The following is a 13,322-nucleotide window of genomic DNA, read 5'->3' on the forward strand; positions in this document are numbered from 1 at the left end:
TGCGCTCACCGACTTACCTACTCCCATGACCTGGACACCAACGCAGCAGGAAACCCTGCTCACCCTCATTAGCCGCCGGGGCGAGCGCATCGCCCTGGAACAACAACTCGCCACGCTCACCAAGACGATCGGGCAGCAACGTACCCAGCAGACGGCACGTTATGAACAGTGGAGCAATGAGCAAGCCGACGTAGACCGCCTGGAACGACTCAGCTGGGCATCGATCTATTACAGCCTGCTTAACCGCCACGACGAGCAATTGACCAAAGAACAGGCCGAAGCCCAGCGCGCCCGGCTCGACTACGATGCCAGTAGCGCCCAAATCGACGGGCTAACGACGCAGTTGACTGCTTTGCAAACCCGGTTGGCAAGCTACGCGGATGTTGAGCCGACTTACGAACAACTCATGCAGCAGAAAGAGCAGGTAATTCAAAGCCAGGCAAATACGGCATATCGGCAACGGGTCGATGCGCTGACCACGGCCCAACAACGGCTAACCGAATTAACCGAAGCTCAACAGGCGGGGCGGCAGGCAGCCCACGAGATAGATGCATTGGTCCGACTACTGGACGAAGCGTGCCGCCTGGGCAACTGGGATATGTTCACCAGTTCGTCGTTGCTGTCGGCGATGAAATACGGCAAACTGGACGACGTCCGCGATCAGTCTGAGCGGGTGGGGTACAGCGTGAACCGGTTCCGGGCAGAATTGGCCGATGTGCATCAGCAACTGGCTGGTGAATGGACGTTCGACGATGGCTTGACGCGGTTCGTGGATATCTTCTTCGATAACGTGTTCACCGACTTCTCGGTACAACGACGCATCGAAACAGCGCAGGCCAACGCCCATCGGTTGCACGAGCAGATTAACCAGGCACTGGATACGGTCACTAACCATCATGAAACGGCTATCATCGACCAAACGCAACGTACCCACGAGCTCCGAACGTACCTGGAACAGGCCTGAGCGAACATCGATCTAATTACCTATCGAATTTGTTATTTTGACCGGGAGCAACGCCGATGACTATGAGCACCACACAAATTCTGTCCGAACATTACAAAGTGCTACCTAAACGGGTACGCCGGGAGTTGAAAGCCCTCATTGTAAAAGATGAGGAGGAATGACCCTTGTGGAAGGCCTTGAGCAAAGCTTAAAAGAGGGGAAGCTTATGCGAGAAGGGAAGCTGCCTAAAAAAATATCAGAGATGTTTTGAAGGATGAAAGTGACAGGCGCGTTGGCTCAATCCTGCGTTAAAAATTCACAGGATACTGCTAATTAATTGCTCAGCCAATAGATGATTGCTTTATTGCCGCAGGACAGTACGTCCCCGCCGACGTGCTGCATAGGTAGGCCATTGTAGTTGACGGCCTGGCCTGTTTCAAGTCTATGCACGAATTTGATAACTACCTGCTGTGGCGAGTAAGCCTTTTCGTAAATAATAAACTGAGCTATACTCAATCTGCTGTCGTCTCTCTGAACTCCAGACAGGCATCTTCGGCGTTTATTTCGTTTACAGCTCTCCGGTATTTACTACCATATACTTTGTTCAGCAACAACGCTGGGGTACGTTCCGCTAACTGCTTCAAATTGATAATACTCAGGTCAAGTTTCAGTTTGTTCTTGATGGCCAATAATCCTTTTATGCCACTCTTTGGTGAATTAACTAAATAAATATCAACCAGTGCGGCCTCCTCTGGTGATGCTTCCGTAGAAACAGCGTCCTGGCTTAGCCACGATACTAAGTTGTCCGCCACGAGGCGTTCTTCAGTGCTACCGATGGCACCAAGCCCAATCTGATACACGTTGGTGGCATCAGGCTGCTTCGCTAAAAAGAAGCCATCGCCCCCACTGTCATCGCCAATTAGCAACAGGTGAGGAGCGTACTCGGCTACTTCGTATGTTTCATTACGCTCATCGATTTCATCAATGCTATACAACTTGACACCAGTAGCCAGTTCGCCACCATCTGCCTGTTGCCAGAATTGTTGCAGAACGAGCGGTAATCCCGGTATACGTTCAACCGCTTGTTGAATTTGATCGTGGGGGGCCGGTGGATTAAAATGGCCGTCCATCCCACTTAGTGTATCAGTGCTCATTGCTGTTTATATATCAAAGCCACCTAACGAATCGAAGTACTTATACGCCTTTTTAATGGCTTTTTTCGATTGGCACCCCGGTACCCCAGCATTTAACATCTCCCGGTATGAGGTGCGGAATTCATCTCGTAAAGTAGTATCCCAACCACCAGGCAGGCGACGCCGGGCACGTTGAGCCGCGCTAATTCGGGCGTGAGGCGTACCACTGGATGATTCTAATAGCGTCGCTGGTGCATTGTTGCGGCGGTAATCAGTTATGCCATTGTTAGCCGCCCACCGTTGCGCCCACTCATCTTGTATGGGGTGGTGGCTTTGTACGTAGCGATCAGGGCGTGTATTGGTATGTCCAGGTGCCCGGTTCGTCCCAGGAGACAGCGTACCATGGTCTGACACATCGCCGGTGCGATGACCACCCGGTGGCACCGTCGCTAATCCTAGCGGATCAATGAATCCTAACGGATTGTCAACATAGGCATACAAGTTATCCGAATCACCTAACAGGCCAATCGGGTCTTGGCTTATATACACACCCTCCTGGGGGGCATAGTATCGGAAGCGGTTATAGTACAGCTCCGTTTCTACGTCTTCGTACTGTCCCTGGAAGCGGAATGGACATTCGGCTCTGGTTCCCTTGCTTAACCGAACCCGGCCATATGAAGTGGTCTCCGCCTGCCAGGTTGACTGGCCACTTTGAGCAATCATCTCAAGGGGTGTTCCCAGATGGTCGGTGAGGATGCTGTATCGAGCATCACCCGTCAGCTTACCGATTGGGCTGAAACTGTTTTCCTCGAACAGCCAAGTAATAACATCATTTGATTGAAACGGAGCCGAATTGTACTCCACCCATTCATGGATAGGTACGTTACCATCCCACAACCAGTAAGTTGTCTTGTCTTGGTACGACTTGCTAATTCTGCGATTCAGCGCATCATACAAGAAAGAAACTCGTTGACCATCGGGACGGGCCACATCCGTCAACGAGCCGTTATCCGCCCACTGATAGGTCCATGTCTGGCCTTGGGTAGTCGTTTTATGGGTCAGATTACCCTCCGCGTCATAAGAAAACGTAGCTTGCTCGGTGCTCAAGAGCTGTCCACCTTCGCTAAAGTGGCGGTCTGTGTGCGTTTCCGTTTCGTAGAAATTAGCCAGCAGATCAGTTGACCGTAATTCGGTACTGCCATCTGCATAGCGGGCTTGCATCAACGCTCCATACGCATCGTAAGTGTATTGACTCGCCCCTAGAAGACTATCCTCAACGTAGGATAGCAGCCTTCCCGCCTGCCATCGGTAGATGCGCTGCCGTAGCGCGTTATCGCCGACTTCCAACTGCTGTTTGATTGGCTGACCCGCTACGTCGTGCTGCCAACCAATTAGCACCTGGCCACTGAGGCGACGCTGTACCTCTAAGCCACGACCATCATAACGAAACTGCGCCTTCCAACCATCAGCTTCGAGTTCGGTAACATTGCCTGAGCTGTCTCGTTGCAGATCGATGCTCGCGCCTAAGGAAGACCGTAGTTGGGTACGTTGCCCTACAGCGTTGTAAGCGTATTCAATCCATTGATTGCCCTGCGATTCTCGCCTGATGTTCCCCAACACGTCGCGTTCAATACGCACTGTGGATGCGGCGTTTTGCGCTTTAATGAGAGATCCAGCTTCATCGTAGGCAAAGATTTCGTATGATCCATCGCTGTGATAAGCCGAAGCAAGCTGCCCGTCTTCTGTATAGCTGTAGGTAGTTGTTCGTTCGCCCGGCCGTAAGACCCGGCTAACACGTCCGGCTGCATCCCGCTCATAACGGCGCAATAAACCATCAAAACCCTCTTCTTCGATGACTTGCCCGGTAGCGTCAAGCGCAAACCGGTACCGTAAACCACCCTGATTAATGACATCGGTGAGCCGCCCTTCACGGTCATAGACAAATTGTACCTGCTGGTCGTCTTGCCTACGGCTGGTTACTTGGCCCAGCGCCGTGTAGGCAAAATAGGCCACTTGGTCATGTTCACGAGCTTCTATTACGTTACCTGAGCTATCGTAGACCAACTCGCGTACAGTACCGTCAACTTCTTCAACCCGCACAAGCTGGCCAGTTCGATCATAAGATCGATGCTCTTTCGCTCCTGTGGGATCGATGAGTTGCACTAACCGCCCCAAGTTATCGTAGCTGAAGGAACGTATCTGCTCATCCGGTGTAATGATATGCGCTAGGTTGCCTTGAGCGTTGTACCGAAAATTCGTTTGTTGACCTAATGCGTCAGTTAGCGTTTCCAAGTGCCCTTGCTGGTCGTAGGCGTATTTAACAACGTGTCCTAACGGATTTCCTCGTTCCAACACATTACCCCGCTGGTCATATGTCCAGAACCAGACGCCGCCCCGTGGATCGGTAACTTGGGCTACCAAACCTCGTTCATCATACTGAGTACGCGTAACGTGACCGCTCGGTGTCATCCGCTCAACCAACCGTCCCTGCAAATCGTAGACATAGCGGGTCACTTCGCCTAAAGCGTTGCGTTCGCTGATGAGCTGATCGGAATCATCATAAAGCCAAGCTTGTTCTTGCCCCAAGGCATTTATCTGACGGGTCACAAGACCATGCTGATGCATGTACACGGTCGGCTGCCGGTACGAATTCAATACTGTGGTCTGACCAGCACTGTCATATTGCAGTATGTAATCTAACAGCCCATCGTCACCCCAGGTGTGAATGCAGCGGCTACTTAGTTCGGTTGCCTCATAGTCAAAGTGCCAGTTGAAACCGGAAGGGTCACAACGCCTAATTAATTGATGACCACTATGCACATAGAGGGTTCTTGCGCCTTCTGCATCACAAGCCGCCGCTAAGTTACCCAGATCATCATACTCATAACAGACCAGCTCAAAAGAGGCTAAATCATCGGTCTGCGGGCTATACAAAGCGATGATATGACCATTTGTATCATGATCCACACGAATTACTCGCCCTGCACAATCCGTGATGGTTTTTAATTGATATGAATCATTGTAAGCAAACCGTATAGCATATCCATTGGGATCTTCAATTGTTAGTAAGGGCTGCGGATGGTCCTGGCCATACTGAACGGGACCGAAAGTGTACCAACGCAACTCGCCCATGTGCCAGAGTCGATATACTCCTGACGCACTCAGGAACAAGGCTAAGTTTTCAGTCTGCGTACCTTTACCACCGGGAGTGGGGGTATCAAATGTTATCAATCGGCCTTGACCGTCTCGCACCCCTACCGTGCCGTCTTCAGCCAGTGCAATGATCGCCCAATCGTAGCTATGGTGCCAACCGTATCCTAACGGTCCCGCGTAAGAGGACGATGAGTACCAGACACGTTCCCAAATTAACGGAATGGGACCATCTATGGAGAAGTCTACTAAGTCAGTCAGTACCTCACCTGAAGCGACATCGACCGGATCACCGCACTTAGTCCGTTTATTCTTCAATGGTCCTTTAACAGCATCGAGCGCATGCTCGGCTTTATTAATCCCTTTACCGACCAGTTTAGAGGCGTCGCCCAACTTATCGGCGACTTTCAATGCCCGACGACCTAATTTAGCCGCCCCCACAAAATTACCTGCTACCGGTATAGCCGAGGCGGCCGATAGTGCTGCTTCGCCATAACGGCCCTCGGATGCATAAATCGCCGCATTAGCCAGATCAGCCACCTCGCCAATTACTGGAATCATGCCCACTACGTCAAGTACCCCGTGCAGCCCTTCCATGAAGGTGCTCGGTTCCTCTTCTTTCTTAGGTGGTGCAGTTGGCCGTTCGGCCTGCTTCTGGGCAAAGCTCTCACCAGCGCCGTGGGAATCCAGCGGCCAGTTATTGTCATGTACAATGGCACCGATGGCAACTCGCTGGGGGTTGATTTGAAGTTGAATAAGACTGCTACCGCCCCTACCGTGTAGGCCTGGCATAAAGCTCAGGTCCATGCTAGTGCAGTAGGCGTTAAAGAACGAAATCGTTTTTTCGGTGGCTTTAGCCTGAGCCTGTAATAGTCTGATTTTACCATCCTGTTGAAGGTTAGGCGACATCATCCACTGATAGAGAAACGAATCGGAGCTAGAGGGCGGAGAAAGTGTGCAGGTGATGGTACCACCTAGCACGGGTGATGACGGACGTCCGAGTGTATCCGTTTCCTGGTGTACACTAAATTCGTATCGATACAGCGGATAGCTATTGCCGCCAACTTCCAGAAACGCCGTGAACGAAGCCATGTGCACCTGATTAAGCTACAAGAATACTTGCTATCGGTTCAAGGTGAATATGACTAGTAAACTGTTTTAGGCAACGGCACAAGTAAATGAGTTGAATTAATATGATGCTACTAACCGATATCACTATTCGCCAACCACCGAAGCACAATGATGCATGGTTAATCATACGTATTTGGCGGATAGTATAACAAATCAGAAGAAAGCACGATCAAGAAGCCACAACTTCTAGCTTTGGTGAACGCGATTTTATCATAGCGCATCATACATAACCATTCAACCCAAAAACAGCCCGCTGGTCTAGAAATCAGCGGGCTGTTTGGTTATAATAGCTAGTATTGTGCTATCAAAATGATAACAATTTCTGAACCATGAACGAGAAAAATCTGACTTCTATTTCTGGCTATTTAGCCCTGCTGCTTGGCTTATTGGCTTTCATTGCCGGCCCCATTCTGGTTATAGCCGGCGTGGCTACGTCCAGTGCCGGGATGGGTATCTTTGGTGGCCTCCTGTTTATTGCTGGCCTCATAACACTCACGGGTCTGTCGGTTATCAACCCCAACGAAGCCGTAGTGACGACCTTCTTCGGTGATTACACCGGCACCATGAAGCAAAACGGGCTACGATGGGTGAATCCGTTCTACTCGAAAAAGAAAATCAGCCTGCGCGCCCGCAACCTGAACGGCCAAACGCTGAAAGTCAACGACAAGATGGGTAACCCCATCGACATTGCGGCGGTGGTAGTATGGCAGGTAGCCGACACGGCCAAAGCGCTGTTTTCGGTCGACGACTACACGCTCTTCGTGCAAATTCAGTCGGAAGCTGCCGTGCGGCATTTGGCCAACTCCCACGCCTACGACAATTCGGAAGACGAAGACGCCGACGTAACCCTGCGCGACAACACGGGCCGGATCAACGAGGTACTCGAAACCGAGTTGAACGAACGCCTGGAACGGGCCGGTGTGACGATCATCGAAGCCCGGATCAGCCACCTGGCCTACGCGCCCGAAATTGCGGGGGCGATGTTGCAACGGCAGCAGGCATCGGCCGTAGTGGCGGCCCGTAAACAGATCGTGGATGGCGCCGTCGGTATGGTGGAAATGGCCTTGGCCCGCCTGGCCGAAAACAACGTAGTCACGCTCGACGAAGAGCGTAAAGCCGCGATGGTCAGTAACCTGCTTGTCGTGCTGTGCGGTGAGAAAAATGTCAGCCCGGTCGTCAATGCCGGCTCACTCTATTAAAAGCGTGGGGTGTGGGGCTCGGGGCAGGGCGTGTGTTTGTTCGGATAGCATACCGACTAACAAACACACGCCCTGCCCCGAGCCCCACACCCTATGCCCTCCTTTATGGCAGAAAAGAAAGGATTTTTGTTGCGACTAAACCCGGAGATGCTGGCCGAACTGGAACGATGGGCGCAGGATGAGTTCAGAAGTGTGAACGGACAGATCGAATACCTGCTCAACGAAGCCCTGAAAAAACAGCGGCGTGGCAAAAAAGGAAACGATCAGCCACCGACTGAATCGGCAGCAGGTCAATAGGCCCCCAAGCTGGTAGCGGGCTTATTGGCCTGCGATGGGTTGTATTCACGCAGATAGTTGTAATGATTGATCAGCATGAGTCGCGCCATTGTCAGAGAAGGATCGAGCTGCCGGAGCGTGATGTATTCGGTCAGTTGTGGGCGGTACTCACTCAGCATCTGTGGCCAGATGGATAGCTCAAAGGCTTGCAGATCAGATATGTCGCCGTTGGTGTCGACCACGAAATACACAAAGTTGTCGAGGTCCTTTATCAGGTCAATATCTTCCTGATACAACGACGGCCGGGTAATTTTGATCAACTCCTTGGTATGGCGCAGCCGACGGTAAACGGTATAGTGGCCAATGGTGCATTCTTCCAGAAAAACAGGCCGTGTCAATTCCGACGCCGTAGGGATCTCGATCGCATCGAACTTGCGCAGCATATTCTGGGAAACATCGAAATACGCGAAAGAGTCGACCTTGTAGGCCGAATATGCCTTCGTTGTGCCATCGTCGGCACGTACCTGAAGCACCTCGGCTTTCCAGTTATAACTGAGCTGGCCTTTGATTACCTGACCATTCGACAAAATGACGTGGCCGTTGTTCCAGCCGGGTTCTCCGGCGCGCGCATCGAGGCACATACCGGCCGCAATGAGACTAATCCATATAAACGTTTTCATGAGCGTTGAGTAGATGACTTGTACACAGCCGGCAGCCACCCGGCCAACGCTGTTTCATCTGGTTTCAACAACCGGTAAGAATTCTATGCCAGAGATTGATGCTTCGCCATACAAACGTAGCTTCGTTCTATGTGCGCTTAGAATTGTACTATCATTCTTTCCCTGATCCGATTACACGGCCCCATTTTTAACCGATTGGACAGGAAGCTTTTCTGTAAACTCTTCGTTGTCAGCTCGTTGCTGACCACAAAAAGGGTAAAAAAATCCACAGCTTCACGCGCAGACAGCGTAAAACTGTGGACAGGAAAGCCACCAAGTGAGAAGAGCCAGAGTTAGCTGCGGGCGTATTCGCCGATCAATCGGATGCCGTCGAGCGTTAGGGACGGGATAACGTCGATAAAATGGGGATGCAGACTCGGAATAGCCCTCGACAGGCCACCTGTGGCCACCACGATGCAGTCGCTGTCCAACTCCCGCCGGATGTGGCCGATCATACCCAATACCAGGCCTTCATATCCGATTACGATACCCGCCTGAATCGACTGCATCGTGTTTTGGCCCAGCACTGATTTGGGTTCTTCAATGGGTACTTCGGGCAACTGCGCCGTATTCGCAAATAATGATTTGATGGCCGTACGCAGGCCGGGGGCAATGGCGATACCCGCGATGGTGCCATCGGCTTTGACGGTTGTAAACGTCAGCGCGGTGCCAAAATCGACCACCACGCAGGTTTGCCGGTACCGCATGTGTGACGCAACGGCGTTGGCGACCAGATCGGAGCCGATCTCCTGCGGCCGTAGCACCTTGACGGGCAGTTTATTATAGATAGGCGGACCCACCACCACCGGTTCTTTAGCCAGTAGTTCTTCCATCGCCTCGCACAGCGTCGACGTCAGGGCGGGGACTACGCTGCTGATGGTGGGATTCTGAACCTGATCAATCGGGATTTTGGCTTCCTGAAGCCATACCTGCAAAATAGTCCGATAAAAGCTGATGGGTTGGGCCGGATGGCTGGGCGTTCGCCAGATGTGCCGCCAGACGTTATTGCTGTGAATACCAAACACTACGTCGGAGTTGCCGATGTCGATAGTAAGTGTCAAAATAGGTAGCGATAAAGGTGAAGGCGCAAGGTCTACCAACGCCGATCAATCAGGTTGCAAGTTCTGCATTGGTTGGGTACGTTCGGCACCAAAGGGGGCGCATAAATTTTCGTTGTCGAGCTTACACTGTTAGCTATGGCCTGGTTGTGCAGAAATCGGGTAGCCAAACGCGCTTAATGCCACTTACAGGTCCTGAAAAGGCTACTTCCTGGACGAATGCCCCATAACGCACAACCTTTTAGGCGGGTTTAGGTGTTGTGGCATAGACCGCCCCAAACGCGGCCCGCACGAATGAAAATCGGTATCGTTTGTTATCCCACCTTTGGCGGTAGTGGCGTGGTCGCCACTGAGTTGGGCAAAGCACTAGCCAAAAATGGCCATCAGGTGCACTTCATTACCTATCAGCAGCCGCCCCGCCTCGATTTTTTCAACGAAAACGTTTTCTACCACGAAGTCAACATTCCGTCGTATCCGCTGTTTCAGTATGCCCCCTACGAGTCGGCCCTGACGAGCGCGATGGTCAACGTGGTGCTCAACGAAAACGTCGATCTACTCCACGTCCACTACGCCATTCCGCACGCCTCGGCCGCCTACATGGCCAAGATGGTGCTGAAATCGCGCGGTCGTACCACGCCCGTCGTGACAACGCTGCACGGTACCGACGTTACGCTGGTGGGGAAAGACGCCTCGTATGAACCCGTGGTTACGTTCAGCATCAACGAGTCGGACGGCGTTACGGCGGTATCGGAAAACCTGAAGCAGGAAACCTTCGCGCACTTCGAGATTCGGCGACCCATCGAGGTGATTCCGAACTTTATCGACCTGTCCCGGTTTCAGCGGCAGCAGAAAGAGCATTTCAAGCTGGCCATCTGCCCCAACGGCGAAAAGCTGGTCGTGCACACGTCCAACTTCCGGCGGGTGAAACGCATCGACGATGCTGTGATGACGTTTTACCACCTGCGCGAGCAGATGCCGGTCAAACTGTTGCTGGTGGGCGATGGTCCCGAGCGGGTACGTATCCAGGGCCTTTGCCGCGAGCTGGGCATCATGGACGATGTGCGTTTTCTGGGTAAGCTCGACGCCGTGGAAGAGGTGCTGTCGGTAGCCGATCTGTTTCTGATGCCGTCGGAAAACGAAAGTTTCGGGCTGGCAGCGCTCGAAGCGATGGCTTGCGAGGTGCCCGTGATCTCATCCAACGCCGGTGGCCTGCCCGAGCTGAACGTGCAGGGTGTTTCGGGCTTCCTGAGCAACGTTGGCGACGTACCTGACATGGTAAAAAACGCCCTGTTTGTGCTCGACGATGCTAACCTGCCTACCTTCAAGGCCAATGCGCTGGCGCGGGCCAAGGAATTTGAGTTGTCGAACATCCTGCCCAAATACGAAGCCTATTACGAACAGGTCTTGCAGGAATCGGCCGTATTAAATGAACAATGAATGCCGTAGATTGTCTACACCTTATCTGGTAATGGTACATTGTTCATGATCGTGTAAACTCTATGAATCCAAACATACCCAACACGGATCGGAAACGCGTCGTTATCATCGGCGCTGGTTTTGGCGGGATCAACCTGGCCCGTGGTCTAGCCAATCGGCCGGAGTTTCAGGTCGTTTTGATCAACAAGCACAATTACCATGAGTTTCAACCGCTGTATTACCAAGTAGCGACGGCGGGCCTTGAGGCGAGTTCGATTTTGTTTCCATTGCGGGCAGCGCTGGGCAACAACCCCAACGTGCACATCCGGGTTACGTGCATGACCAACATTCGGGCCGAAGAGAAGATCGTCGACACCGACATCGGTCCGATTCCCTACGATTTTCTGGTGCTGGCGATGGGGGCCGACACCAATTTTTTCGGTCAGCAGAACATCATAGACCGCGCCCTGCCCATGAAATCGGTGCAGGAAGCAATCGCCCTTCGCAACCGATTTTTACAGAATTTCGAAGAAGCGCTGAGCGTCGAAACAACTGAAGAGCTGGACGGCCTGATGGATGTAGTGGTGGTGGGTGGTGGGCCAACCGGCGTTGAACTGTGCGGTACCCTGGCCGAAATGCGCAAGACCGTACTGCCCCGCGATTACCCCGAACTTGATTTCAAAGGCATGGACATCCACCTGATCGAGTCGGGCGGCGAACTGCTGGGGCCAATGTCGAAACAATCGCAGGAGCATTCGCTCGCTTATCTGCGGGAGTTGGGCGTGGATGTACGGCTGAACACGCGCGTGAAGGATTTCGACGGCAAGTTTGTCTATATGAACGACGGCACGAGCCTGCGCACCAACAACCTGATCTGGGCGGCGGGCGTGAAAGCCAATACGCCCAAAGGCATCCCCGCAGAAGCCGTGGGGCGCGGCGGGCGCCTCATCGTGAACCGCTACAATCAGGTGCAGGGCTTCACCGACATCTTTGCTATTGGCGATCTGGCCACGATGACCGAAGGCGAAACATGGCCCAATGGGCATCCGCAGGTAGCCCAACCGGCTATTCAGCAGGGCAAGCTACTGGCCAAAAACCTGACGCGGCTGGTGCGGGGCGGGCAGATGGTCGAATTTACGTACGACGATCTGGGTTCGATGGCTACTATTGGTCGCGGTTTGGCCGTTGTCGATCTGTCGTTTATCAAGTTTCAGGGATTTCTGGCTTGGCTAACCTGGTTGTTTGTGCACCTGATGGCCATCTTGGGTGTGAAAAACAGATTGCTGATTTTCATCAATTGGATGTGGAATTATCTAACTTATAACCAATCATTGCGGTTAATTATCAAGCCCAAGCTACCGAAAGCGCCGTTGGACGTTCCCAAGGAACGATTAAACGATTCGGTGGAAGTGGCCGCTGTAAAGACGGTTTAGTCAATTTGGTTGACTTTTCTTTCGATATAGAAACCCCTTTTGCGTTATTTTTGTCATGTGATCGCGTGCGTCGCTGCTACTCCGGCGCGCACCGTCCGAAAGTTTGAGTCGCGTTTAATACAACCCAACGTCTAAAAACTATGCAAGTTGACGATTATAAAAAAGCACACTCAAGGCCCAAAAACAACGGAACAAAGCAGCTTTTTGACAATCCGATCTTGGAGGCTTTGTCAAGAACCCACATTCTGGTGCCCATCGGTATGTGGCTGGTTCTGTCTGTTTTTTTAGGTTGGTATGCGTTTACGTATACCGATATGAGTACAGGCTACATTGTGGCCCTGTTTGGGATGGGACTATTTGTGTTCACCATCTTTGAGTACGTATTGCACCGGTATCTGTATCACCTGGAACCAACGACCCCGCGTCGTGCCAAAATTCAGTATACGTTTCATGGTGTTCACCACGAATACCCCAAAGACAAAACCCGGCTGGCCATGCCACCGGCGTTGGCCATCTTTGTGGCTGGTGCCTTTTTCGCCCTGTTTTTCGTGTTGATCGGCGAAGCGGCTTACGCCTTCTTCCCTGGTTTTCTGGTGGGTTATTCGGGTTATCTGGCCGTGCACTTTATCGTACACGCCTACGCACCGCCGAAGAACTTCTTCAAGCAGCTCTGGATCAACCACAGCGTACACCACTACAAAAATCCTGAGAGCAACTACGGCGTTTCGACGCCCATCTGGGATTATGTCTTTGGTTCATTCCAGAAGTAAACGGGTTTTACACAAAAAAAAGGGGGGTCGATATCGGCCTCCCTTTTTTATTGCCACCAGCTGATTTTTGTCAGGCCGGCTTATCCACGTATAG

General features: G+C 52.2%; 10 protein-coding genes. 6 read left to right on the top strand and 4 right to left on the bottom strand.

Annotation, left to right across the window (positions count from 1 at the left end; translation table 11 throughout):
* Positions 1-25 precede the first annotated feature (25 nt).
* Entirely contained in the window at positions 26-964 is a 939-nt protein-coding gene (locus ACAW74_RS27070; protein ID WP_370701395.1) for a hypothetical protein, read from the top strand.
* A gap of 491 nt (positions 965-1,455) precedes the next feature.
* Here the strand turns inward: ACAW74_RS27070 and ACAW74_RS27075 are convergent, their stop codons facing one another.
* Positions 1,456-2,097: an SMI1/KNR4 family protein gene (locus ACAW74_RS27075; RefSeq protein ID WP_370701396.1), complete on the bottom strand. Its 642-nt coding sequence runs from the start codon at positions 2,095-2,097 to the stop codon at positions 1,456-1,458.
* Between the two features lie 6 nt (positions 2,098-2,103).
* A complete protein-coding gene (gene tssD / locus ACAW74_RS27080; RefSeq protein WP_370701397.1) occupies positions 2,104-6,318 on the bottom strand; it encodes a type VI secretion system tube protein TssD in 4,215 nt (1,404 codons plus the stop codon).
* A 368-nt stretch (positions 6,319-6,686) separates the two neighbouring features.
* On the opposite strand from tssD, the gene ACAW74_RS27085 reads away from it, so the two are divergent.
* Together ACAW74_RS27085 and ACAW74_RS27090 are read left to right on the top strand one after the other, a co-directional pair.
* On the top strand, positions 6,687-7,556 hold the full coding sequence (locus tag ACAW74_RS27085; protein WP_370701398.1) for an SPFH domain-containing protein: 870 nt from the start codon (positions 6,687-6,689) through the stop codon (positions 7,554-7,556).
* A 105-nt stretch (positions 7,557-7,661) separates the two neighbouring features.
* Positions 7,662-7,853, top strand: coding sequence for a type II toxin-antitoxin system antitoxin (locus tag ACAW74_RS27090; protein WP_370701479.1), 192 nt, complete (start codon positions 7,662-7,664; stop codon positions 7,851-7,853).
* Here ACAW74_RS27090 and ACAW74_RS27095 read toward each other — a convergent pair.
* Together ACAW74_RS27095 and ACAW74_RS27100 are read right to left on the bottom strand one after the other, a co-directional pair.
* Positions 7,847-8,512, bottom strand: a complete 666-nt coding sequence (locus ACAW74_RS27095) for a hypothetical protein (protein WP_370701399.1) — start codon at positions 8,510-8,512, stop codon at positions 7,847-7,849. The genes ACAW74_RS27090 and ACAW74_RS27095 overlap by 7 nt on opposite strands.
* A 332-nt stretch (positions 8,513-8,844) precedes the next feature.
* Entirely contained in the window at positions 8,845-9,612 is a 768-nt protein-coding gene (locus ACAW74_RS27100) for a type III pantothenate kinase (RefSeq protein ID WP_370701400.1), read from the bottom strand.
* 291 nt (positions 9,613-9,903) lie between these two features.
* Between ACAW74_RS27100 and bshA the strand changes: the two genes are divergently transcribed.
* From bshA to ACAW74_RS27115, 3 genes are all read left to right on the top strand, one after another.
* The gene (bshA, locus tag ACAW74_RS27105; protein ID WP_370701401.1) at positions 9,904-11,046 is read left to right on the top strand and encodes an N-acetyl-alpha-D-glucosaminyl L-malate synthase BshA; all 1,143 of its coding nucleotides are present in this window, start codon (positions 9,904-9,906) and stop codon (positions 11,044-11,046) included.
* Positions 11,047-11,108: 62 nt separating this feature from the next.
* Positions 11,109-12,458: an NAD(P)/FAD-dependent oxidoreductase gene (locus ACAW74_RS27110; RefSeq protein ID WP_370701402.1), complete on the top strand. Its 1,350-nt coding sequence runs from the start codon at positions 11,109-11,111 to the stop codon at positions 12,456-12,458.
* Positions 12,459-12,598: 140 nt separating this feature from the next.
* The gene (locus ACAW74_RS27115; RefSeq protein ID WP_370701403.1) at positions 12,599-13,228 is read left to right on the top strand and encodes a sterol desaturase family protein; all 630 of its coding nucleotides are present in this window, start codon (positions 12,599-12,601) and stop codon (positions 13,226-13,228) included.
* The last annotated feature ends 94 nt before the right edge of the window (positions 13,229-13,322 follow it).

The sequence above is a fragment of the Fibrella musci genome (assembly GCF_041321105.1).
GTDB classification, from domain to species: Bacteria; Bacteroidota; Bacteroidia; order Cytophagales; family Spirosomataceae; genus Fibrella; species Fibrella musci.